At 30.8% G+C, this 26,755-nt stretch carries 19 protein-coding genes; 3 read left to right on the plus strand and 16 right to left on the minus strand.

Annotation, left to right across the window (positions count from 1 at the left end):
• Window positions 1-195: 195 nt before the first annotated feature.
• Complete coding sequence (locus tag N4A55_RS02745) at window positions 196-645, minus strand: MarR family winged helix-turn-helix transcriptional regulator (protein WP_293753944.1); 450 nt, start codon at window positions 643-645, stop codon at window positions 196-198.
• Between the two features lie 275 nt (window positions 646-920).
• Here N4A55_RS02745 and N4A55_RS02750 point away from each other — a divergent pair, with 275 nt between their 5' ends.
• On the plus strand, window positions 921-2,111 hold the full coding sequence (locus tag N4A55_RS02750; protein ID WP_293753945.1) for a cation:proton antiporter domain-containing protein: 1,191 nt from the start codon (window positions 921-923) through the stop codon (window positions 2,109-2,111).
• A gap of 124 nt (window positions 2,112-2,235) precedes the next feature.
• Here the strand turns inward: N4A55_RS02750 and N4A55_RS02755 are convergent, their stop codons facing one another.
• The 3 genes from N4A55_RS02755 to N4A55_RS02765 form a co-directional block, all read right to left on the minus strand.
• Entirely contained in the window at window positions 2,236-4,692 is a 2,457-nt protein-coding gene (locus N4A55_RS02755) for a heavy metal translocating P-type ATPase (protein ID WP_293753946.1), read from the minus strand.
• A gap of 34 nt (window positions 4,693-4,726) precedes the next feature.
• A complete protein-coding gene (locus tag N4A55_RS02760; protein ID WP_193774364.1) occupies window positions 4,727-5,191 on the minus strand; it encodes a helix-turn-helix domain-containing protein in 465 nt (154 codons plus the stop codon).
• Between the two features lie 540 nt (window positions 5,192-5,731).
• Window positions 5,732-5,971, minus strand: a complete 240-nt coding sequence (locus N4A55_RS02765) for a hypothetical protein (protein ID WP_293753949.1) — start codon at window positions 5,969-5,971, stop codon at window positions 5,732-5,734.
• A 235-nt stretch (window positions 5,972-6,206) separates the two neighbouring features.
• On the opposite strand from N4A55_RS02765, the gene N4A55_RS02770 reads away from it, so the two are divergent.
• Window positions 6,207-6,887, plus strand: a complete 681-nt coding sequence (locus tag N4A55_RS02770; protein ID WP_293753950.1) for a Crp/Fnr family transcriptional regulator — start codon at window positions 6,207-6,209, stop codon at window positions 6,885-6,887.
• Window positions 6,888-6,979: 92 nt separating this feature from the next.
• Here N4A55_RS02770 and N4A55_RS02775 read toward each other — a convergent pair whose 3' ends face one another.
• The 4 genes from N4A55_RS02775 to N4A55_RS02790 form a co-directional block, all read right to left on the minus strand.
• Window positions 6,980-7,678: an ABC transporter ATP-binding protein gene (locus tag N4A55_RS02775; protein WP_293753951.1), complete on the minus strand. Its 699-nt coding sequence runs from the start codon at window positions 7,676-7,678 to the stop codon at window positions 6,980-6,982.
• Complete coding sequence (locus tag N4A55_RS02780) at window positions 7,679-8,458, minus strand: ABC transporter permease (RefSeq protein ID WP_293753953.1); 780 nt, start codon at window positions 8,456-8,458, stop codon at window positions 7,679-7,681.
• Window positions 8,433-9,440: an ABC transporter substrate-binding protein gene (locus N4A55_RS02785; protein ID WP_293753955.1), complete on the minus strand. Its 1,008-nt coding sequence runs from the start codon at window positions 9,438-9,440 to the stop codon at window positions 8,433-8,435. Before N4A55_RS02785 ends, N4A55_RS02780 begins: the two co-directional genes overlap by 26 nt.
• A gap of 299 nt (window positions 9,441-9,739) precedes the next feature.
• Entirely contained in the window at window positions 9,740-11,722 is a 1,983-nt protein-coding gene (locus N4A55_RS02790; protein ID WP_293753956.1) for a methyl-accepting chemotaxis protein, read from the minus strand.
• A gap of 345 nt (window positions 11,723-12,067) precedes the next feature.
• Between N4A55_RS02790 and N4A55_RS02795 the strand changes: the two genes are divergently transcribed.
• A complete protein-coding gene (locus N4A55_RS02795; protein WP_293753957.1) occupies window positions 12,068-12,409 on the plus strand; it encodes a helix-turn-helix domain-containing protein in 342 nt (113 codons plus the stop codon).
• Window positions 12,410-12,473: 64 nt separating this feature from the next.
• On the opposite strand, the gene N4A55_RS02800 is transcribed toward N4A55_RS02795, so the two are convergent.
• The 8 genes from N4A55_RS02800 to N4A55_RS02835 all read right to left on the minus strand — a co-directional run bounded on the left by N4A55_RS02800 (window position 12,474) and on the right by N4A55_RS02835 (window position 26,753).
• The gene (locus N4A55_RS02800) at window positions 12,474-12,881 is read right to left on the minus strand and encodes an arsenate reductase ArsC (RefSeq protein WP_293753960.1); all 408 of its coding nucleotides are present in this window, start codon (window positions 12,879-12,881) and stop codon (window positions 12,474-12,476) included.
• A gap of 132 nt (window positions 12,882-13,013) precedes the next feature.
• Window positions 13,014-13,766 (minus strand): YibE/F family protein, encoded by a 753-nt coding sequence (locus N4A55_RS02805; protein WP_293753961.1) that lies wholly within the window; start codon window positions 13,764-13,766, stop codon window positions 13,014-13,016.
• 3 nt (window positions 13,767-13,769) lie between these two features.
• On the minus strand, window positions 13,770-14,924 hold the full coding sequence (locus tag N4A55_RS02810) for a YibE/F family protein (RefSeq protein WP_293753964.1): 1,155 nt from the start codon (window positions 14,922-14,924) through the stop codon (window positions 13,770-13,772).
• Between the two features lie 218 nt (window positions 14,925-15,142).
• Entirely contained in the window at window positions 15,143-17,863 is a 2,721-nt protein-coding gene (locus N4A55_RS02815; protein ID WP_293753965.1) for an energy-coupling factor transporter ATPase, read from the minus strand.
• The gene (locus N4A55_RS02820; protein WP_293753967.1) at window positions 17,836-18,726 is read right to left on the minus strand and encodes an energy-coupling factor transporter transmembrane component T; all 891 of its coding nucleotides are present in this window, start codon (window positions 18,724-18,726) and stop codon (window positions 17,836-17,838) included. The genes N4A55_RS02815 and N4A55_RS02820 overlap by 28 nt, the downstream gene beginning before the upstream one ends.
• Entirely contained in the window at window positions 18,723-19,508 is a 786-nt protein-coding gene (locus N4A55_RS02825) for a DUF4430 domain-containing protein (protein WP_293753969.1), read from the minus strand. The genes N4A55_RS02820 and N4A55_RS02825 overlap by 4 nt, the downstream gene beginning before the upstream one ends.
• Before the next feature lie 14 nt (window positions 19,509-19,522).
• Window positions 19,523-21,178 carry an S-layer homology domain-containing protein gene (locus tag N4A55_RS02830; protein ID WP_293753970.1) on the minus strand — a complete coding sequence of 552 codons (1,656 nt, stop codon included), beginning with the start codon at window positions 21,176-21,178 and terminating at the stop codon, window positions 19,523-19,525.
• 94 nt (window positions 21,179-21,272) lie between these two features.
• Complete coding sequence (locus N4A55_RS02835) at window positions 21,273-26,753, minus strand: S-layer homology domain-containing protein (RefSeq protein ID WP_293753971.1); 5,481 nt, start codon at window positions 26,751-26,753, stop codon at window positions 21,273-21,275.
• Between the last annotated feature and the right edge of the window lie 2 nt (window positions 26,754-26,755).

A 26,755-nucleotide genomic window follows, 5' to 3' on the forward strand; every position in this document is an offset into this window, starting at 1 on the left:
CTATTTTAAAGCATAACAGCAGTTATGTCTATTTCTTTTACCCATTTTTCTACTTTTATTTGTAATTCAGACAATATTTACTTGTCAAAGTGCTTTTGTCAGCTTTGCTGACATGATCTCTCAAGATTCCGAGAGATTATCTTATATTTATAATAATCATACGTATAGTATGTATACGTTTAGGTAAAAAAAATATTATAGATGCCGTTCTGCCATTTCACTTGTTTTTTCAATAAATGTTACTACTACTTCTAATTCATGGTCACTTAATTCGTATAGATATTGTAATATGTCTTTATCAGATACTTTGTGATGTTCTTCATGGCTCAAATATGCTATTTCACCTTTATCTGTTAACTTTACTAACAACCTTGTATTATTTGTTTCATCAAGGTATTTTTCAACTAACCCCTTTCTCTCTAGTTTTTTTAGAGACTGCGAGATTGCTCCCTTAGTAACTCCAAATTTTCTCGCTATTTCTGAAACATGTAGATTAGCATAATCTCCTATTAATTTAATTATATGGATTTCACTTCTATATATGTCTACATCTGTTCCATAATTACGAGGACTTTTACCACAATTAGATATTTTTTCTGTCATAGTCATAAATTTTTCAATTGCTTCTTCCATATTCTTTTTCATACTATCATCGTATACTATATATACGTTTTTGTCAACCTTTTACTTTCTAATATTTTTTATTATATACTACTGTTAACCCAATTATAACTAAATTAATTATAATACACAATTATCCCTTCACATATATACAACAAACAATTATTTTCATCCTATTACCAATATATCTGCAAATCTAGTCATTTCCAAATTAGCTATAGCTATTGCTTATTAGTATATAATATGTTTTAATGTATAGAATATATTATTTTACTTATATGCCAAAGGAGGATTATTAGATGTTATTTAGTTTATCATTAATTTTAATATTAGGATTTGCATTAAGTGGAATCCTTAACAAGTTAAATCTACCAGGACTATTAGGTATGATATTAACCGGCGTAATTCTTGGTCCATTTGTACTTAACCTTATTTCACCAAAAATACTTAATATTTCTAGTGATCTTAGAGAAATTGCCTTGATAGTAATTCTCATTAGGGCTGGTTTATCTCTTGATATAAGAGATTTGAAGAAAGTTGGTAAACAAGCCATACTAATGTGTTTTATCCCTGCAACACTGGAACTAGTAGCCGTAATAGTAATTGCTCCAATATTTTTTCATATAAGCTATATTGAAGCAGCTATCATGGGTACTGTATTAGCAGCTGTTTCACCAGCAGTAGTAGTACCCAGGATGATTAGCCTAATGGAACATGGTTATGGAAATAATAAAAGCATACCCCAGTTGATAATGGCAAGTTCATCTGTTGATGATATTTATGTTATTATTTTATTCACTGCTTTTTTAGGAATGTATAGCGGAAAAGGATTTGACACTTCAAACTTATTATCTGTACCACTGTCAATAATACTGGGATTATTACTTGGTATACTAACAGGTATTGTTCTTATCTGGATAGTAAAGATACTTCATATGAGAGATACTGTCAAAGTACTTATAATACTTAGTATTTCATTTTTATTTGTAACTCTTGAGGGTTTTGTAAAACCTATATTACCAATATCCGGTTTGCTAGCTGTTATGGCTCTAGGTGGAACTATATCTGAATCCTATAATGTACTGGCTAGAAGGTTAATGACTAAGTTTTCAAAAATATGGGTAGGAGCTGAGATACTATTATTTGTATTAGTTGGTGCCGCTGTAGATATTAGATATCTAGCTGATGCTGGTTTAATCTCTATACTACTTGTTTTATGTGCTCTAGTATTCAGAATCTGTGGTGTTAATATATGTTTATTGAAATCCAGATTGAATAAAAAAGAAAGACTATTTTGTTCCATAGCTTATCTGCCTAAAGCAACTGTTCAAGCAGCTATTGGAGCTATACCTTTACAAAAAGGTGTTGAATCTGGGAATACCATTCTCACTGTAGCTGTTCTAGCCATTATAATAACAGCTCCACTTGGAGCTATCGGTATTGATCACACCCATAAGAAATTCTTGAATCATACAGTAACCAATAATTAAAACAAATATGTAATTAAAATGAGGTTCACTCAATACATTAATAAAAAAGTGTATTATCGTGAATCCTCATTCTTAATTAAAGAGAAATTTAATTAAAACTCTACTAAAATGCTACTCTAATAATCTATATATCATACAACTTAATATTTCTTAATCTAAGAGCATTCGTAACCACTGATACAGAACTAAATGACATTGCGGCAGCTCCAATCATTGGATTAAGTAAAGGTCCGCCGAATACATGAAGTAATCCTGCTGCTATTGGTATACCCAATGTATTATATCCAAATGCCCAGAATAAGTTTTGTTTGATGTTTCTAATAGTCCCTTTGCTAAGCTCTATTGCTTTTATAACATCTACAATACTATCTTTCATTAATACTATATCTGCTGATTCCATAGCTACATCAGTTCCTGACCCTATAGCTATCCCTATATCTGCCTGTGCTAATGCTGGGGCATCGTTGATACCATCACCAACCATTGCTACTCTATATCCTTTATCTTGCAGAGCTTTAACTTCTCTAGATTTATCTTCTGGTAAAACTTCTGCTATAGTTAAGCTTATTCCAACTTCTTTAGCTATTGCTTCAGCTGTTTTTTTATGATCGCCAGTTATCATAGCTACTTTTATACCCATATCTTGTAAATGGTCAATAGCTTTTTTACTATCTGGCTTAACTGTATCTGCTACAGCTACTATACCAACATATTTTCCATTAATAGCGATAAACATTGGTGTTTTACCCTGAGAAGCCAAGTCCTCACCTTTGCTAATATCATACTCTTTGATATTAAACTCTTTCATCATCTTTTCATTACCTAATAATAGCTCTTTACCTTCTATTACAGCTTTTATACCTTGACCAGAAATAGTTTTAAAATCTACAATATCATTTACTAATTCTATATTATCTAAGTCAGCTTTATGAACTATGGCTTCACCTAGAGGATGCTCTGAGCCTTTTTCTGCTGAAGCAATCAATCTCAATATCTCTTTTTCATCATAATCTTTAATTATCAGATCAGTAACTACTGGCTTACCTTCTGTAATAGTACCAGTCTTATCAAAAACGACAACATCTATTTTATGCGCAGTTTCAAGTGCTACTCCACTTTTGATGAGAACTCCTTCATCTGCGCCTTTACCAGTTCCAACCATAATAGCCGTTGGTGTAGCTAAGCCAAGTGCACAAGGACAAGCTATAACTAGAACAGATATGAATACCTTAAGAGTAAGTTCTAAATCACCAGTTCCTATATACCATGCTATTCCAGCTAATACGGCAATAGAAATTACAATAGGTACAAAATATCCTGCTATGATATCTGCCAGTTTTGCAATTGGTGCTTTTGACCCTTGGGCTTGTTCAACTAAATCGATTATCTTTGCAAGTGCTGTATCATCACCTACTTTGGTAGTTTCAATCTTCAACAGACCATTTTTATTAATACTTGCTCCTATAACATTACTTCCAATATTTTTTTCTACTGGTATACTCTCACCACTTATCATTGACTCATCAACAGAACTACTTCCCTCTATTACACGTCCATCAACAGGAATTTTTTCACCTGGCTTAACAAGAACGATATCCCCTACTTCTACTTCATCTATAGGCATACGTATTTCTTCAGTTCCATGTAATACTAAGGCTTCTTTTGGTCTAAGTCCTATTAATTTCTTGATGGCTTCAGATGCTTTTCCTTTAGAACGATGCTCTAAGGATTTACCAAGCATTATTAATGCTATAATAGTACCTGCTGATTCAATATATAAGTCTTTTACATAGTGAACTTGTCCAATACTTATTTGGTATGTTGCAACTATACCATATATTATCGCCGCAGATGTACCTACTGCAATAAGTGAATCCATATTGGGATGCCCGGTAAATAGAGCTTTGAACCCTCTACTATAAAAATATCTACCAACTACAACTATAGGTATAAGCAATATAAATTGTGCAAGTGCAAAATTAAGTGGCTCATACATAGGATTGATGAATTTAGGAATTGGTAATCCTATCATATGTCCCATGGATATATATAGAAGAGGAATAACAAATCCTATGGCGATCTTTAATCTAAACCACATTTTCTTCTGTTCTATATTATTAGAATTATCTTCTTCAGCATCATTATTCTGTTCTATTTCCTTAGGGATAAATCCTGCTTTAATTATTGCTTTTTTAATTTCTGATAATCTTACTTTCTTAACATCATATTTTATATATGCTTTGTTGGCTAGAACATTTATTGATACATCTAAAATACCATCTAATTTATTAACACCTGTTTCAATTGTTTTGGCACAAGCTGCACAATGCATTCCTTCTATTGGTATTACAACCTTTTTTTCTTCTGAATCTTCTAAAGGCACAAATCCAGCTTTTTCAACTGCTTCAAAGATTTTGCCTTTGTCAACTACATCTTTGTCATACTCTATTTGCATTTTTTTAGTGTTTATATTAACACTAACTGAAGAAACACCATCTATTTTTTTAGTTACACGCTCTACTGCTGCTGAACAAGCTGCACAATGCATTCCTTCTACTTTATACGTTTTTTTTGTTTTCATAACATCAAACCTCCAATCTCGTAATTTACATTTATTATTGAAATTTTTTAAGACGGTTGGCTACTTCTTCTAGAAAAGTAGCATTCCCCCATAAAACAAATCTAGCTCGTTTTTCTGCTGAATCATATATATAATTGAATTTGTATTGGTTTTGCCCTTCCATAGACATTATTACATCTGTTATTTCATGGGCAATGGGTTTGGCTTCTTCTTGTTCATTAACGTAATAGTCTATGATACTACACACTTGAAGCTTGTCTTCTGTTGTCCTATTTTGTCCATCCATAAATACACAGAAATCATCTTGGCTGACATCACCATTTCCACATGCGCATTTTGAGTCTTCGTAGTATTTGTCCAATGCACTTTCATATATTCTCCATTGTCCACCTACCTTCAAAGCCTGTATTTTACCACTATATATATATCTTCTTATGGTCTTGGTATGAACTTCTAATTTGCTAGCAACCTCATCAATAGTGTAATATTTTTCTTCCATGAGCATCACCTTTCTAGTCTTTTAATAAATACATTATATCATATTGAAAATGATTTTCAAATACTTTTGTACAAAATTGTCCAACTTTGTTCACTTTGTACAAATTACTTGAGCATCTATATATACATTTCATTAAGTTCAATATATTTCCCTTGAATCTTATTCAACACATTTAATTCATTATTTATAGTAATTAACACTAAAAAAGAGCTTTATTCTCCTTAGAGAAATAAAACTCTTATAATTATGTATATTCTTTTAAATAATATTTATTGGTTGATTAATATCATTTTATACATATCAACTTCAACTTTATCAACCCTTATTACAAAATCAAATTTATCATAATCCAAGCAAAGATGAAAGTCAGATTAGTTAGCACTATGCCTCCAATCAATAATGCTGACATTATAGATAATGCTGTAAATTTATATGTATTTTTTTTAAACTTATTAATCATTATTATTCCCATATGATATTGCATTGTCCTCGCCTAATCTATCAAGAACATATGTATCACAGGCTAGTTCTATATCTGATCTAATAACTGAAGTTATTTTCCATATTATAATTTTTAAACCAATGTACATATTGCATATACATTGGCTTGTCATAACCCATTTTATGCCTTATTTCATTAATCTGCTCTTCTGAAGGATTTACTATGCTTCTTCTGGTAAATGCCTCAGCCGGGTCAATAGAAGATATATTGGAAAAAGTGAAAGATAAAACACTTACACCAATTAATATAATAATTAATTCTAACAATCTCTTAATCATATGTTTCACCCTTTGTGTTATAATCTAATGCTTTTAGTATTGATTATTATTATATTGATATATTTATGTCATATTATGACAGAAAAACATATATCCAATAACTTAAAAATTACTTTACTATATAATATTGTTTATGATATAATAATGTATTACATTAATATGATTGTTCTTAAATATTATAGCAAAAATATTATGAAAGGAAATATAATAAATTTGTTATTATATATGGTGTATCATGAAAAAATATATAAATATCCTATCATCTTGTTCACTATTTAAAAATAAAAGCAAAAATGAAATTATTGATACATTGTCAAAGACTAAATATAAGATAATAACTTATCATAAGAATGATTTTATTTTTAGAGCTGATGAAAGTCCTATTTATATTGGCATTGTTTTGAGTGGGAGTATTGAAGTACAGAACAACCTAAAATCTGGTAAATATTTTAATGTTTTATATAAAAACAAAGGAGAAGTTTTTGGCGGTGCTTTAGCTTTTTCTGATATTCCTATTTCCAAATTTGATGTTATTGCTAAAACAAAATGTGATATCATGTTGATTAGTAGACAAAGTGTCTTAGATGTATTATTTAAAGATAGTATCATTGCTTATAACATAATGAATACCTTTGCCAAAAGCGTAATGAAGCTGAATAAAAAAGTTGAATTGTTTTCTTACTCTTCAATAAAACAAAAGATAGCTTATTCTCTATTATGCAACCTTAAACCTGATGAGAACATTATCAATTTACCTTATTCCAAGAAAGCTTGGGCAGAACATCTAAACGTATCTCGTTCTTCACTATCAAGAGAATTAAAAGACTTAATAGACAAAGGGATAATCAAAATAACTAATAAACAAATTCAAGTACTAAAAAAAGATCAATTGGAACATATACTAGATGATATTTAAAATTATAAGACTCTGTTTCAAAGTATTTGAATCATAATCTTGATTCAATAACCTATAAACAAAGTCTATCTTTTACTATTATATACTTATTGTTATATCATATTCATTTGCAATAATTCAATGATTTGGCTTCGTACTTCTACTAGACCTGCATCATTTAACTTTCTTGCACCTTTTGGTGTATTGATTTTGAACTCTTTTATTACCTTTGATGGTCTCTTTGATAAAACTAATATTTTATCTCCTAGAAGAATAGCTTCATCAATCTCATGAGTTACATAAATTATGTTTTTCTTGGTATTATTCCATAAGTTCAATATATACTTTATCATATTAAGCCTCAATGTATAGTCCAATGATTTCAAAGGTTCATCCATTAATAGTAAGTCAGCTTCAAAATTAAAAGCTCTGGCAATAGAGCATCTTTGCCTCATTCCTCCACTTAACTGAGAAGGATAGTGCTTTTCAAAACCTTCTAATCCAACATTTTTAAGTAAATCCATACATTGTTCTCTGGAAGAACTGCTATTAACTATATGTATATTATCATACACATTCTTCCATGGTAATAATCTATCCTCCTGAAATACATAGCTAATGTTAGAACTATTATTTATTATTGTTCCTTTTGAAGGCTCAAGTATCCCAGAACAGATATTCAAAAGTGTTGATTTACCACATCCTGATGGTCCAATAATGCAAACTATTTCTTCTCTATTAATATCCATAGAAAAATCTTTTAGAACACATAAATCATTAAACCATTTTTCAATCTTATTAAATTTCAGCATCTATATCATCTTCCCTTTATAATCCATTAATTTATATCCATAATCTATAATTTTTTGTGATAAATAACATAAAACAATAACAATAATACTCCAAGCAAACACTTTATTTGTTTCCAAATTCAGTCTACCTTCAGTAATTTGTGAACCTAGCCCTGTTCCAGAACTCAAAACCTCACCCATAATCACTAACTTCCAGCCTAATCCTATGAGTATTATAAGTCCAGACTTGAAATATGTTTTTAATGATGGGATTATAATCTCTTTTACAATTTTAAACCTGGAAAACTGAAAGATCTTACCCATTTCAATTAACTTCATATCTATGTTGTCAAATCCTTCTTTTATACTTATTGCCATAATAGGCAGACTTACAATAAATACAATAAAAATTGTTGCCTGTCCATCTAAGCCAAACCATATCATCGCAAGTGTCATAAATAATATAGGTGGTATTGATTGTAGTATATATATCAGAGGTTCTAATACACGTTTTATTCTTTTATTAATACCAATAAAGAATCCTATGATACTACCTATTAACAAAGCTCCCATTAATCCAACAATCAACCTATGTAATGTAACCCCTATATTGAGCAATAAATTATCTCCATGCAAAATATCCAAAAACGACTTGAAAGTCAATGCTGGACTAGGTAAAATCAGAGGTGGATATAACATAGATAAACCCTGCCATAATATAAGAATGATACTTATTATTAAAATAATATCCGTCCACTGTATTTTAGGTTTTTTATTAGTGTTTGTAATAGAAAGTCTCATCTGGAATTTTCCCTCCGACAGTCTCTGCTTTATAATCTACTAATATATTAAAATATTTTTCCAGACTCTTTTTTGCTGTTTCAGCTGACTCATATATAAATGACATGTTGGGTATTGCTTTCTCAATCAAATCAGGTTTTGTCTTTAGCTGATTGATTGCTAATAATTCAGCTTGTTCAGGATTTTCATTTGTCCATTTAACTGCTTGTTCATAGCTTTTATTAAAGTTATCAACTATCTCTTTATTAGTAGCTGCAAATTCCCCATTTACAACTATACCAAAAGCTGGAAGTTTATATTCTTCGCCTTCAGTTTTTTTCCATTCCTCTGAATAATCACTGATTACTTTAAATCCATCTATTGTTTCTTTATGCAGTGTAGTAAACGGTTCTGCATCAATAGCATGTTTTATATTCCCTAACTCCAATAATTGAGCAATTTCTGTATGGTTAGAATATACAATCTCTAAATCTTTTCCTGGTTCTAAGTTATTCTTTTTTAAGAAATATTTTGTAATCATATCTGGTGGTGAATTTTTCCCTGGAATATATAATTTACCACCTTTTAGGTCTTCCCAGCCTTTACACTCTGCATCTATTGTGGTTAAATACATACATCCCCAAATTCCTACATTTAATAGTTTTATATCAATATCCTTATTGTATAAAACAGACGCTGTATGTGCAGGTAGTGCCATAAAAGCATTATCTTTGTCAGTTGCTAGAGTAACCATTTCTTCCATACTATGGTATAGATTAAGCTCTATTTTCACATTTTCACCTAGTCCATTAGTATCTATTATTCTAAGTAATGGTATAATAGCTGGTGATTTGGGTCCACTTATCTTAACAGTAATCTCCTTTTGTCCATTAATACTATTATCAGTTTCAACCTCCTTTTCAGTCACCTTTGATGTGCTGCATCCAGTTATAATACTTAGATTAATAGCTATCATTAACAAAAAAATAATACATCTCTTCATTTTATTAATTCTCCTTCTAAATAATTTACGTTATTGATATTAATTATCATTATCGTTTTCATATTATAACATACCTACATAATAAAAAGTGTATCCACAGATACACTTTTAGGTTGCAAATGATAAACCTAGATATTTTAATACTACTATTTTATCAGATTAAATGTTCGATTCTTATTATTCACCTATCCTTTAAAAAAAGACCCTTAATTCTTAATATTAAGAATTAAGGGGAAATACAAAATTTAATTTGTTAAATTACTATGTTAAAACTATATCTTTATTTATTGCTATATATTCTATATGATAAATTTCTCAGAGAGTTTTTCCATTGTAATTGCAATATCAGCTAGCTTTTCGCTAGACTTAGTTATTTCTTCCATAGATGCCGTCTGTTCTTCAACAGAAGCATTTACTTCCTCTGTAGATGCTGCTGCCTCTTGGGTTACCCCTGAGATTTCCTCAACAAATGAAAAAGTCTTGTCCTTATTTTCACTTATTCGAATTAGTGCTTTGTTCAACTGCTTGAATAACTCAATCACATCCCCAGTTGAATTTTCAATTATATCATAAGTTGAAACAGTCTTATCCAAATACCTATCTACATTACCTACTATCTCTCCTGCTTCATCCATGTTATTATTAGTAACAACAATTTCATTTGTCATCTTATTAAGTATATCAGAAATTTCTTCTGTAGCTTTTTTTGTATCCTCTGCCAACTTACTTATCTCTTCTGCAACAACCCCAAAACCTTTTCCTGCTTCTCCTGCTCTAGCAGCTTCTATAGTGGCATTTAGTGCAAGTAGATTAGTTTGATTAGCTATACTTGATATGACGACTAATATATTTTCTATTAATTTTGATTGTTGAGCCAACTCATGGGTATTACTATTAACTTTTTTAGCAACATCTACATTTAACTCGAATTCTTTTTTTAGTGTATCAATTATTTTTCTACCTTTAAGATTCACATCTTTTACATTAATTGTACCTGTATTGACTTCTTGTGCTAATTCTTGAGACTCAGTTATAAGATCACCAAGCTGAGATAATTCCCTAACTACGCTATCCGATTGCTTAGCCTGTGTAGTTGCTCCATCTGCTATTACTCCAACAATTTTTGAAATTTCTTCTGAAATAGCTGTGTTTTCATTAATTGCATCTGATAATTTTATAGAAGAATCTTTCAGATTAAAAGCATGTTCTTGAATATCTTTCATTATATTTTTTACATTTTCAGTTATAACATCAATAGCCCTTGCCAAGTCCCCAATTTCATCTGTTCTCTTCAAAAACTTATCGGGTAATTTTTCTGTCAAATCTAACTTTGACATGGTTACAGCATGTTTAGTTGCTAATATAAGGGGTTTCGTAAATAAGTTACCAATAAAATATACTAGTGCTATAGTAATTATTAATGATATAATAGTAATACATATAAGATTTCTTTTAAGTTTTATAACATCAGCAAGTATATCATTTTTTGATGCTTTAACAGCTATACTCCATCTATCGCCTATAGGATGATATCCACAGTAATATGTATTTCCTTCATATACATATTCATCCGTTCCCGCTTCTCCTTTAATCATAGTTTCAACAAGCTTAGCTATCTGTTCTGAACCTTCTTCTTGATTATTTAATACGTTATCTTGTTTTAAAACTATATCCAAATTGTTATGGGCTATAGTATTACCTTTCCCATCAACAATAAAAGCTCCACCACTGTCACTAACTATTATATTTTTTATTGAATTACAAAGATATTGTGGCTTAACAAATCCAACAACGACTCCTTCAATTCCATTATTCTTAATAGGAGATGCTACAAAAAATTCAATACCTCCCATTATATCGCTGAATAATAGATCACTAAAATATGTCTTTCCTTTCATTGCTTCTTTAAAATATGTTCTATTACTGACATTTGCAGTTTTACCATTAGTAAAATGTGCCATCCCATTTTTATCTACAATAAACATTCCTGCAAACATTTCATTTTTATCAACCTCAGCAGAAATAGCTTTTTTCTGTAGATTCCAATCCCAAGATTTGATTACATTTCTATTAGCTACTCCATTCATTGTTACTTTTGCTATGGCGATCTCTGATTCAATATAGTTGCTATACCCTTTAGCTAACTCTATTAATTCATTATCTACTGTTTTTTGAAGTGAACTTATTGATGACATACACGCTATAATCCCAACACCACCACTTATTACTATTATAATTATAGTAAAATACGCCATTAATTTGAATTTAATACTCTTAAACATATCGCTTCTCCTTTGTTGTATATTAAAAGTTTTTTTAACCTTTCTATATAGTTAGAATGTAATATTACTTTATATTCCATTGATTATATTTCAAAATTACAATATATTAATATAATAATTGCATTATAAACAAATCAATACATTACTTTATATTTATATCATTAGTTATTTCTTTTAGATATAAATATAACATCAACTATATGGATTAATATATGTACTATTTAGGGTTATTCACTTATTATACCATAAAAAAAGCAAACTATAAAGAGTAATTACTCTTTATAGTTGCTTATTAAAACTGTGATTTATCATATCCTATAACTATGAAAGGAGGCATTTTATTAAATGCAAAATAAAATAGTAGATTTAAACCTTTTAGGTAAAAATATTAAACACTATAGACTAAAAAAAGAATTGACACAAGAAAAACTAGCTAGATTGACAGGTCTATCTATACAGTATATTGGAAATATTGAAAGAGGTAATACAACAACTTCTTTGGAAACAATTATGAAAATCTGCTTAGTTCTAGAAATAACACCAAATCAACTATTAATTACATCATCTAGCCCTACATCAAATGCATTAATAGAGCAAATTATAGATTCTCTATCAGATAAATCCCCTAAATTTCTACGCCACATTATTAGATATATTGAATTTCTCCAACAAAGTAAATTTATTTAATTATCATTTGATCCCCTAAATAAGTCTTATAATCCCATATTTAGGGGATTAATATAAACACAATCTATAAAGATAATTTTCCATTAGTGACACGTTTTGCTAAATCTTCTACTTTTATTTTTATCATATCTCTTGTTTTTCTAAAGTCCTCTAATTCTCCACCTGACGGGTCAGTAAGTCCCCAATCTTCAGTATGTTTATTAGGCAAATAAGGACAAGTGACATTACACCCCATTTTTATCAGAATATCTATTTCACTTGGAATATCAGATAGTAATTTGGGTTTATGAGAACTCATGTCTACTCCAACTTCCTCCATTACTTGTACAGCCTTTGGTTTTACCTCTGGATACTCTTCTGTTCCCGCTGAGTAAACATCGAATACATCATTGGCTAATGTTTTAGCCCACCCTTCAGCCATCTGGCTTCTACATGAATTATGAACACAGACAAATGCAACTTTATACTTCATTTCACCAACCTCCATATCACTATATTTATATATATTCATATAATATCATAATTTTATTATCAATGTATTCTTTTCATCTATATTTTTAAATATCATTTCTACAGTAGATTAATGCTGATATATCTATTTTACTTATTTATTATTAAATAAAATCTGTGAAGTTATCAAAGCTGTCACTGGTATAATTAGTATTATTCCTACTCCACTACATAGAATCTGAAAAACTTCTGCACAGAATACCTTGTTATTAAAGATATCCGCTATGGAATAATGGAGAGAGCTGAAATATATTATTAATGCCATAAATCCACTTATGTATGCAAAAAATAATGTGTTAGTCATTGTTCCTAAGATATCTTTACCTATATTCATACCTGAATCAAATAAACTTTTTTTAGTAATTAATGAGTTTGTGTTATATAGCTCATTCATAGATGATGATATTGAGATAGATACATCAATTACTGCACCTAATAATCCTATTAATATTTCGCATATGACTATAGTTGAAAAATCAAGCTTAATATATAAGGATAGTGAAGAAATGGAATCATATTGTTCTTTTCCAAACCCTTGTATCTTTGCTCCCATTCCCATTTTATAGGTTATAAGTGTTGTAAATAGAACAACTATGGTAACAGATATTAAAGATGCTACGGTTTTCTTATTAAGACCATTAATATAAAATAGAGTTATGGAACTAATAACTATACATATAACTATAGTCACAATAAGAGGATTTAACTTGTTAGCTATCAAAATAACCATTATAAAAAATATAAGGAAGTTAAAACATACTGTAAAAAATGATCTTACTCCTCTATCTCTTCCAACTACATACATCAACAAAAATAATATTATCAACAATACTGCTATAACACTCATAATCTAATTCACCCCTATCTTACGTTCTTTAAGAAGTATAACAGAAATGTACATAGTAATAGGAATACTAATTACTACACCAATACTTCCAATAAGAGCTCGTATTATTTCAAGATTAATTCCAATACCAATTATATACGAAAGTGAAAGTCCATTTCTTAACCAAAAAAGTATAGTTGGTATACTTCCACTAATATATACAAAAACTAAAGTATTAGCCATAGTAGCCATTACATCTTTTCCTATTTCCATACTTGATTCTATTAGAATCTTTCTTTCTATATCAGGATTTTTATAATATAGTTCGTTAATTGCTGATGACATGGTTATGGCTATATCCATAATCCCTCCAATAGTACCTATCATAAGCCCGATAAAAAATATTTGTTCTGGAGAAGTCATTAGAAATTCCATTTCTTCATAGTAAACTCCCTTAGAATTAGTTACAGCCATGACTATAGCTGTAATTACCATTGTTATTATAATGCTTATCATTGTTCCAACTATGGCACATAGTGATTTTTTGTTGAATCCGCTTACAATCAATATGGATATAATTACAAATATGATACTCATTATAGTAGTAATAACCCATAAGTTGTAGCCATGTGAATATAGTTTTATAACGCTATAGAAAATCAGAATATTTACAATGACACTTGTCAATGACTTAAAACCTTTTGACCCACCTATTAATAGTATCAGTACAACAAATATTATTGCAATATATCCTAGATATTTATCACGTTTATAACCTAATATGTACGAAGAAATTATATTTCCTTTTTCATTTTCAGTGATTGATATAAATATTCTATCATCTATTTTGTAGTCTATATCGAATATTTTGGAATATGATGCCAAATTGTCAAATTCTAGTTCTTCACCTTTATGTTTGCCATTCATTATAATTGTATTTATATGCTGATTTTTAATATATTCGGTATTGCCTTCTGTTTCCTTAACAGCTATAACTTTTCCTATTGTTTTATTGTAATATTTTTCATTATTAGCTATGAAAAAGTAGCTTATCAAACCAACAATTATTAGTATCATTGCTTTTATATAAAAATTCTTGTTTTTTTTGTTAAAAATTTGATTTTTATATGATATTGCTGGGTTTTTAATATTATCTTTGCTATGTAATTTACTAAACATATTTTAGTACCTCCTTTACTTCAACTACAAAAACGTGGGAAAAATTATTAGTTTGTAAATATTAGCAATAATTTTTTCCACAAGTATCATATTATCATATAAGTTAGTATATATCAATAAAACAAGTAGGTCAGAAAAAGTGTTTTGTTCTGTTGTACACCAACTATTGGTTATAAGAGGTCGTTATGTAAAATCATAAAGATCAGTATTTAAAATTTTCAATTGATAAGTCCATATTTTATTTTTATTCGGTCTAGTTTCTCAATCATGGGTTCTGATACAAACCATAGGAAAAAAGAGGTTGCTGTGGCATGAATAATGTTGAAGGGAATACCTGTTGTATAATAAGTTATCATGCTTTTTATAGTGGGTTTTGCTTGCCACATTAGTGCTGAGCCGGTATCCAGTATAAAGCCACAGACAAAAAATGTAGTTAGTGCTCCAAATATACATAGTGAGTTGCGTTTTTTTCTTATTAGTCCTTTACTAAATAATATTCCTGCTAGGAATCCTGCTATACCAAATGCGAACATCTGCCAAGGTGTCCATGTTCCTTGACCAAACATCATATTTGAGGTAAACGCTGTAACAGCTCCTACTAGGAAACCTGTTTCGCCACCAAAGCATACACCGGATATAATAACTATAGCTATGACTGGTTTAAACTGAGGAAGCATGAAAAATGCAGCTCTGCCAGCTACACCAATAGCACAGAGAACAGCAATAATAATGATTTCTCTTGCCTTAGGCTTTTTGCTCTCAAATACGAATATAAATGGTAGCATTGTTTCTAATAATATCATTAGGCTTATAAAGTAATATTTTCTGTCTCCTAAGAAAAATACACCGCAATATATAGTTAGAGGCACTGCTATAAGTACCATAACCATAGCTATAAGAGTTCTTTTTGTTAATTTTCGTTTTCCTTTTGGATCCTGTATAGAGTAATCAGGAGCATCTAGGTCTTTTCCTGGGATTATAGATGTAAGGGTTATTGCAAGTTCAATAACTAGTAGGAATTGAACTAAATAATTTTTCCAATTATTATATTTATTCCATAGGAAAATAGTGGTTAAGATGAATGTTATTAACCCTGCAACGGCTATTGTTATACGTGTGGGTGTTAATCTACATATACAAACATCTTTCTTTTTGTACATTTTTTTCAACCTAGATTTTTGACCCCTATTTGGTACTTCATCATTAATATTTGAACACATAATTTCATCTTCTATACTTAATGAATCATTAGTGTTTGTTTTACCTCCACAGGCTAGGATAACATCCTCTGCAAGAATTGCTTTTGGTAGAATCGTTCTTGACATACGATTAGCGGCAGTAGTGTAAAAATTTTTACCGCAAAAAAAAGCTTTTGGTGTATCAATACTTGTAATTCGTCCATCAAAAAACATGGCACAGCGACTAGCATGTCCTGCACAAAATTCAATATCATGGGATACCATAACTAATGTAACACCGTCTCCTTGTAATTTCTTAAGTATATCTGCAAGTTTTTTCTTAAAATGCCCATCAAGACCCTTAGTTGGTTCATCAAGCAATAGAATCTTAGGTCTCAAAAGTAATACTTTTGCTAGAGCTGCTCTTTGTTGTTCTCCCCCTGATAAATCATATGGATGCATATGTAAAAGAAATTTCAATTCACATAACTTAGATACTGTATCTACCATATTTTTTTGTTCATCTTTTGGAATTTTTCTTCCTGAGAGCATTTCATATAAATCCAGTTCTACAGTTTTCTTGACAAATAATGACTGAGGATTTTGAGGAAGGACTCCAATAAAATTAATTGAAGGTAATTCCTTTTTATTATTTATAATTGAATCCTTATATATTTTTACAGTTCCTCTATAAGGCTTTAATATTCCATTTATAATAGATAGCGTAGTAGTTTTACCTGTGCCATTTCCACCTACAATTGCAAAAAGTTCGCCTTCGCATATATTAACGGATAACCCTTTTATTACATCTGGTAGTTCTTTTTCATAGCGAAACCAAACTTCATCCATTTTTATGATATATTTTTTATTATCATTGAGATTATCTTGGACGATTATATTTTCATCTATTATGTTTTTATCTATTGTGTTGTTCTTAGCATATTCATTAATCCAGTTTCGTCCATCACGTACGGTAATAGGACATTCCAAATCATTATTTATACCTGCATAGATTCTCATAGGTGTAGGCATAGCAATAAACATATGGTGATTCAACTCTTTTAGTTTCTGTCCTGCCATTCTTGGAGTATCATCCACAATTATACTACCATCATCCATGACTATCACACGGTCTGAGATTGGGAGTGCATCTTCTAAACGATGTTCTGTAAGTATTATAGTTGTTCCTAATTCTCTGTTAATCTTTTTTATGGTTTCTAAGAAATCTGTTGCAGCTATAGGGTCAAGCTGGCTAGTAGGTTCATCTAGTATAATTACAGATGGCTGCATAACCATGACAGAGGCTAAGTTAAGTAACTGTTTCTGTCCGCCTGAGAGCTCTGCCACCTTCTTATGGAACCAAGTCTGTATACCAAAGAAAGATGCCATTTCTGATACTCTTCCTCTTATTTCAGGTGTTCTATAACCAAGACTCTCTAATCCAAAAGCAAGTTCATGCCACACCTTATCAGTAACAATCTGATTATCTGGTGATTGCCTTACGAAACCTATTCTCTCTGTCTGCTGTCTTTGAGAAAGATTATCAAGTGGTGTGTTTTCGTAATAAACCACACCTTCTCTTGTACCACATGGCATAAGGGTAGATCTTAGATGTCTAAGCAAAGTAGTCTTACCACATCCTGATTTACCGCATATAGTTATAAATTCACCTTGTTTTATTGATAAATCAATGTTTTTTAATACTGGATTACTTACCCTTGGATATGTAAAAGTTAAATTTTTGACTGTAATAACTTCCATCTTCTATTCTCCCAACTTTCTATTACTATTGGTGAAATGCAGAGTACTAGATAAGCTGTAAAAATACTTATAGAATAAGGTGTTATATCTACACTCTTCATACTTGGAAAATACCGAAAGCAGACTCCACCGAGTAAAGAACCTACAAGTACATATAACCCTGTTCCACCAATAATAATCAATGCTTTTTTATCTCTCCTATCAAAATAATAGATGGAAAAGGCTGTCCTTCCATTAAGCCCATAACCACGAGTTTTCATGGAATCTGCTGTTTCAATAGCATTTTCCAATGCCCAAGTAATCATGATTGATAAAATTCTTATTCCATATTTAGCTCTATTTATGATATTGCCTTGTGATACATCTCTTCCGATACATTTTTGTCCGTTAGATATTATCTTAAGCTGTGCTTTAAATCTAGGTACAAATCTAAGCACCATGGATAAAACAAGAGACAATGCAGGTATTACTCTACCAAAGAGATATATGAACTTGTCAGAGGTCATGATTACATTGTAACAACTGAACCAACAGACTACAGATGCAAGCATAACAGCTGCGGCGATACCAAATGTAATTGATTCTAGTGTAAGAGGGTTCCCACTGTCTAGATAAGTAAGTATAGTCACACCCTCATGGTTAAATGCTGGATTAACTAGTGCAGCTATTATCATCATAGGTAAAAGATATAGTAGATTAAAACGTATAGCTTTTTTTCCCCTAAGTGTCACTGAATAAGAAAATGCACATACCAATGAAATAGCTAAACAAAGAGGATGCATGAAAATCATTGAGTAGATGAATACAAAGGTAAAGTAGACGAAATTTACAATAGGATGATATCCTTCAAAAGCACTTCTCATGAATCTGCTCCCAACGCTGAATACCCACCTACATCTACTCCTAGATTACAAGTATATACCCATTCTATTACATCCCCCTCTTTTAACTGATAACGACTACAGCCATAGTTGGGAAACCAATCATTGACTTTATACATCCACCCTGACAATTCACCACAATCAAATTCATAGAGGTTGTTTATTCCTTCAACATATGCACTATTATACATAGGAGTATTAACGAACTCCATGTGTATCTTGTTCTTCTTCATCTCTCTGATTAATACATTGAAAACACTTTCTCCTTCATAGAAAATGACATTTTCCTGTTGAAAAATTATTCCATCCTCTGGTACTAGCTCAACTTTTTCTTTATCAAGCCAATTAATATTATCTAATATAGTATCACAACGTACTGACAATGTGCAGGTAAGCTCTTTATCAGTTATTTCTATGTTTTGAGGTTCAATAGGTACAGGTTTTCCTTCAGGTACAGGATCTGTAAGATATCTATCTTTGCCTGTATCCTCATCAATCTTCATACCTAGGGAAACAGAATAATCAGTATCACCTTTTTCAACTCCTGGTGAAGAACAATTGGTCAATTCTTTTGCAAGAATTATTTTTTCTTCTGCTGTCCTCGAACCTTTCAGACCACCAGGACGTGATTCCAACTCTTTGGAATTATCAGTAGATACATTCCATCCTTGTAAACCAGGGGCATTCCCTCCCCACCAAAAAGCGACAGCAAGTACAGCAATAATTATAATAAATACACTTACTTTAGTTTTATTTAACTTCATTTTTTATACCCTCCCTATAGGAGCCTTGCATTATATAACATGTTATATATCATCCTAGCTATTTCACAACGTTTGATTGGTTCTTTAGGCAATATTTCCATGGTAGAAGAATCCAATATTTCTTTGTCATAGCAAAAAGCTAATGATTGTCTCGCCCATTTGTTAACTTTTACATAATCAATAAACTGAGACAAGATATCTCTAACTGCCATAGTATTATATTGTGTATTCATACCGCAGAGTTTTGCTGCTCTTGTTACTACCACTGCTGCTTCTTCTCTAGTGATAATAGCATTTGGAGAATAGGTTGTAGTTGACTTTCCAGAAATTATGCCATATGTATTAGCAGTACCTATGTAACCTGCATACCACTTATCTTTTTTTACATCTATAAAGTTATCTATTGCTTTTGGTTTAAGACCTAATGCTTTGACAATGATAGAAGCAAATTCTCCTCGTGTCATAGTTGCATCTGGTTCAAATGAATCTTTAATCTTTCCATTAATAATTTCTCTTGATGCAAGTGCTTCAATGGCTGATTGATTCTCATGTCCTTTGATATCTATGAAAGTCTTCCCCATCTTAGTTATCCTAAGTTTTTTTATATCTTTATGTTTATTTTCAAGTCCTACACTATTAGCTGTACTGTTTGTTTCTCCTATATCAAGTTTATTTCTCATGCGATAAAGACTTTCTTTACCCTTTAATACTCTTTGTACTGCTATAAGTCCATAAAACCCTTGTTCAGTTGCCATTTGGTTAGAACCACTTCCATTTTTTGTATGGAGGAATCCATTACCCTTTTTATAGAAAGTCATAAGGTTATCAAGCATTGTATTACCGTTCTTCACAAATCGTCTATCATCTACAGAAATTCCTAACTCACATAGAGCAACCAACATTTGAACACAGCTTTCAGAATTAGCTGTACCCCAGCTTGAGAAACCTCCTTGGCTATTTTGCATTTTTGACATACATACAAGAGCCTCTTCACATACTTTTTTCACCTCTGGTTTGTACTGATATTTTGCTAGTGCTTGAAGTGCCATACCTGTTATATCTGGATCTGAAACGCTGTCACCAATACTTTGGGATGTAGTTCCACCAAATAGTGACCAGCCACCATCAGCTAACTGACATTCTAGAATTCTATTTATGTACATATTTCTTGTTGCCTGCACCTTGGCATTCTTATTTTTAGGCATTGGGTAATTACCACTATCTAGAGCTATTAGTGCCCATATAGGTCCGTTCATTCCTTGCCATATAGTTTTATCATAATCACCAAGAGCCGTTAATAGATTATATCCTCCTACATCTGAAGGATCTTTACCTATGGAAGTAAGGGCAACAATGAGCCTTGAATATTCAGTGTATTTTTTCTTATGCAAAACTCCTTTGCGAGCTTTCACATAATTTTCTACAGTCTTATAATAATTTTTATAGTATTTATCTGGTATATCATAACCACTTCTTGCAAGTCCTAATACAGCCCATTCACCACCAATTGAGCCTACTTGTGGTGATTTTACTGTTTTATAGATATATTTTCCCGTATCTGTAATGGCAGCATTAAGTTCACTTGTATTTGTGGCGAAAACATAAGAATTAACGCTTAATAACATAGTAAAAATCAGTAAATAACTTATACCTTTTCTAAGTAACTTCATAATTTCTTCCTCCTCATAACATATTTACAAAGTAAACTAGAGGGACAACGTATAAATTAACGCTGTCACCCATATTCCAAGACTATTACTATGATTATTCTACTATGTTTTCCATGAATCTCTTAAGCATAGAAGCTACCTCGCCTCTCGTTGCTGTGCCTTGTGGTACAAGCATATTCTCAGTTGAACCACTGATAATTTTATTACTAACCGCCCACTTCATTGAATGGACTGCCCACTCTGATATCATATGATTATCAGTATAAATTGAAATATCGCTAGTTGAAGTTGTTCTATAACCTTTTAATTTTGCATAACGATACATCATAGTAGCTATTTGCTCACGAGTAATATTATCATTTGTCCCAAACGAATCATTCGAATAACCATTTACTATTTTACTATAAGTAGCCCATACTACAGATTTATAATAGGTTGAACCAATTTTTATATCCTTGAATAAGTTATCCCCTGTTATCTGTAGATCACCTGACATTTTATAAATTACATTTACAAACATACCACGAGTCATATTTTCATTAGGTCTATCATAAACTATTGCAAATGTAGAAAAATGATCTGTTTTGAATATCATACTTTCACTTTCATCATCATAGTAGGCCCCTGCCATTTTAGCCACCTTATTATTATCAGTAATATAGTAAACTGAAAGCTTATTAATATCTTCATCTTCCTTTGGTATATAAGGCAAAGATACTGTGACATCACCTACAAACTTAGTGATTAGCTTATTACCTACTTTTATGTATAAGTTATATATAGGCTTATCGCCAACTAATTCTTTATTTTTATTAGATAACTGTTCTTTATCCGTCTGCTCTACAATTATACTTACATTAGAACCACTTGATTCTATTATTGAGCTTAAAGCTTTATTAGAGATCTTTATTTCAGCAACATGTGACTTAGCAGTTAATCCAGCATATGTATTCTTAGCCAAATCATTAATTATGGATTTAGCCAGTTTTACAACCACTTTATCTACATCTTTTTTAATTACTGGTTCAATAATCAATTCTTCAGCTTGATTCTTCTTAATATCATCAATTGCATTTTTTGCTTGACTACCAGTTATAGTTAATGTTGCTGTATTACCTGAAATACTAACCTCAGGTTTTAATTTGATAAATTCTTCCTTTTCTTTTTCTAGCTCTTCTGTGTTACCCATTATTACAGAAGGTGAAGTATTATCTGAGTTGAAGGCACCTAGTTCTTTTAATCGTTCAATAGCTGCATTATAGTTGGTTACATCTGCAACAGTTATGTACAATTTTTGTTCTGATGACAGTTTCTTGTATGCAGAATCTGCTGCCATCACTTCTGATTTATGCCTTAATGTTACTCTACCTGCTAGAGGAATTTTTTTAAGGAGTATTTTAACATTATAGGTTTCTCCATAGAATAACAACTGATTTTCTGCATCAACTAATTTACTTAGATTCGTTACTTTCTTCTTATCATTTGATGACAATTTGTTATAGGTACTTCTAGCTGCCTTAACTACTTCCTCATAATTCTTATAATTAGATAGTTTTATTTTATTTTGTGTAGGTAATCCTTCAATCAGCTTATTTACATAATTTGCTTTACTGTTATATACCCTTATAGTATATTTTGTTGCATCATACTCTCTTGCCTCTTCGCCTTGCTTATTCATTGATGGCCACGAATTCTCACCTATACCTATATAAATGATATCACCATTTTTAACAGATACGGTTTCGGTACGTTTATAATATGCTGAACTTGAATTATATTGATTCAAAAAAGTCTTAACCAAGTAATTTTTATTATAGGCTGTTGGTGTAATCATTATATTTTTGGAATCACCATCAATCAGCAGTCCATATTCTGTAGTATTTTTATTGAATGTTGGTGATAGTTTTCCTCCACTAATAGTAAGTGCTTTCAATGATGTATCAGAATTTCCCCATGTACCTCCTAGATCTTTCCCAAGGTTTTGGGTGAACATTACTTTAATTTCATCCCCGTTTTCCAGACTATAATCTTTATTGGAAGCTCCTGCTCTAAAAGATTGAAAACCTTCATTAACAAACCAGTCATTAAGTGTACCCATCCAACCTGAACCTCTATCGCCTGAAAACTCACCCATACTTTTATCTCCTTTATTTATGGATGATATGTAGGTAATACCATAATTAATACCACCTGTTCCTTCCCAGCTATATCCATTCACAACTAATGCTTTCAGAACAACTGTCATCATGGTATCATTTTCACATAGATCATACCAACCATTTATAATTGTTCCTTTAAAATCACCACTGGGGAAAGTTTCATTTTCTATAGTTATCTTTACCTTTCCAATTACGTTTCCATAGTCAGGTAACTTGGCACCATAATTATCATCTTTTGTTGGAATAGTCGCCATTGCCGCAAGTGCTACTCTACGAGCAGTTGCTACAGCAACTACATTAACAGCATTATTAATTGCTGTTATCCCATTATCTTTAGCCTGAGTAAGTCTAATGAAATCATCTTCCAAATAGTCCTCACTGTGATAATTTGAATAAGTCGCTATTACAGCATTTCTAGCAGCATCTTTGGCATTGTTTAACTTTGTTTCATCATCAATTGTAGGTTCGTCACCACCTATTGACCTTACAATTATAGTTACGTCGTGATGAGGCATTAAAAATTCGCCAAGGATGCTATTATAAGGACTATGTATTTTATAAACGCTTATATCATCTGAAAAACTTTCTATTACACATGTATCTCCTACAATATTTCTTCCCTTGTATCGTAAACCTACTTTAATATTAGCTTTAACTTCTCCAACAATTTTTGTTGGTCTAGCAGAACTTATGATATTACCATCTACCATACAATATAAATGTTCATTGGATTGATTAAACTTATTAGTTTCATCAATGATAGTAAGCTTATATTTTTCTGATTCTGGTAAATTATCTCCATTATTAGAATCTGCGTATGCCTTTAATAGAGATTTAATATGTCTGTCCTCTAAAAATGTGAATAACTTCTTCTGATATTCTGTCAAAGTATTGTATTTAGAAAATAGTTCTTCTAATTTAGGTATATCTGATTGGCAAAGCCTGTTTTGGTCTATTTCATCTATAGATGGCAAATATTTTAATACTTCTCGTATAGGTGTTATAACTGTTTTATGGTCTATAGATTCTATTCTTTTCATACCATTAACCGCTGTATCAAATGCTGTTTTTGCTTCGTATGGTGTTACTGAATTAGTAATTTTATTGTTACCGTCTTCATAAAATCCGGAAAGTTCCTTCCATTTATTAGAGTCATAGTTAGCTTGTCTATATGAATAATATGCTTCTTCTAGTTCAGTGAGCATTTTATCTTTTATTATCTTAGTTTCATTTTCTGTAGACGGATTTACATGTACAAGTATAGTATCTCCTGCTATAACTCCTGTAACCTTTTTGCTGTCAAAATTATTTGCTTCCTTATGATGAACACTTAAAGAATGCCAACCTTCCTCGTAAAAGGTATAATTACAGTTACCACTATCATCTGTAACTGTAGTAGTTTCTTCATTTGCAGTAGTTACTTTATTCTTTTCTTCTACAGCAGAACTTACAAAAACCGTAGCTCCTGTAAAAGGTTCATCTTTTCCTGTATAATCACTAAGGTTAGCAGCAACTGAACTTGCAGTAAATGAAATTGCTTGTCCCGCTCTTGCCTCTACTACATTATTATTCATATTTTCATTAGTGATTCTTGACAGTCTAACATATGGAAGTACTTTGTATGCTTCATATCCTTCATAATCATAACTACTGGTTGTTTTTCTTCTGGGTATCTCAAGATATGCTACAACGATTTTATCTTTATCTTGCAATTTAATACTACTAAATGGATATGATGTTTTTCCTATATCGCTACCAAGATTATACTGAAATAAACCCGTAAAATAATGACTTGGTGTATCAACCATAATTCCATTAATAAAAATTCCATAGTCCCCATGTATATTAATACCTTTAATCTGATTGAAAACATCTTCTAGAGATGCGCCACTAGAGAGTGTTAAATTATATATACCTGATTTTGTATCAAAAGCTTCTTTTTTTCTAGCAGCAGATGTATCTATTACCTTAAGAGATACATTTATCTTTTCTTTTGTTGATGTCAGACCATAACATGATTTCCAATAATTGTTGTAAACTTCCTTTAGTCTTTCATATACAGGTATTCCAGTTGTACCATTAGGTTTATTATTTACCTCTAACCATTTTTTTGCAATATTTCTTTGTTGGATAAATACTGCAAAGCTGTCTGAAGTATAATCACATTCTATAAGTTCCTCTTGATTAAATTTATTTATTAAAGCTTTTAAGTTCTCATATTTTTCCCCCGCATCAATTAAATCACTACCCGAAGGGTCATTAGCATTTATTAATTTTTTTAGTCCTGTAATTGCTTTACTTATTTTTTCAGTATGTGCATCAACTTCAGGTTGATAACTGTTTTTATTAATGTCAGTTGGTTTACCTTTATCTTCACCATCTTGAATGTAAAGAGAAATAAGTACTGTTTTAGCATTATTCATTGCGTTTTGATATGCTAACCATGACTTGGCTGTATATATGGATGAATCATTATATGTATTTTCTGCATTTTTTATAGCCTCATATAGAAGTGTTGGGTTAACATTAGTTATTGGAATCAGGTTACTAATTGCCGACCTAAGATTATTAGTTGCTGTATCAATATTCTCTTGAGTAATACCCGCTAATAAATCATTTTCAGAACTATTATCAATGAAAAGCTTACTTGCATTAGCTAATTGAATCTGTAAATTATTATAAAAGCCTTTTGATTTGTCGCTAGAATTGATCGTACATGAATCATTGCCATTATATCTATCATCAATTGTATAGTATGTTTCAGATGATACTAATCTTGCTTTGTTAATATATTCTCTTAAAATGGAATCATCAATTTTTTCAGTTGAAGACTCACCTTTCTGAACAAGAATTACTGCCTTTAATTTTATAGGTACTTTATATTCGTAAATGCATATCTCTTGATATTTTAAATTAGGATCAAAATATATATCTGTATATTCTTTTTGTAATTTCTCTTGATTAATAGGGAATCCAGGTTTGTATGATAAGCTAATTGTATATTCTAATGCTTCCTCATTAAAACAGTTGGTGATATAACGTTTTAACTGTCTGCTACTTACATTATTATATTTCAAAAAATTTCTACTTGATATTCTTGCATTTAATTTGACACTATCACCAAAAATCTGTTTTCTTGCACCACGAGGTGCAATAAAATGTGAATCAGTTGATAAACTATTAAACTTCACATTAATAGACTGTGTATCTTCTGGTACAGTAATAAAATATGCCCCCAATGAAGATGGTACATCTCCAGTTTCAGTAATTTTTGTCAATGTTAATAAAGATTCCTGAGATAATGTAACTGCTACTGGTTTTAGTTCACAAGCATTGGTATTCATAGTTACTATATTAAAGCATATAATAAATATAATTAAAAATGAGATGAAAGACGTTTTATTATAGTATTTCATTA

The organism is Vallitalea sp. (genome assembly GCF_025211055.1).
GTDB lineage: Bacteria > Bacillota > Clostridia > Lachnospirales > Vallitaleaceae > Vallitalea.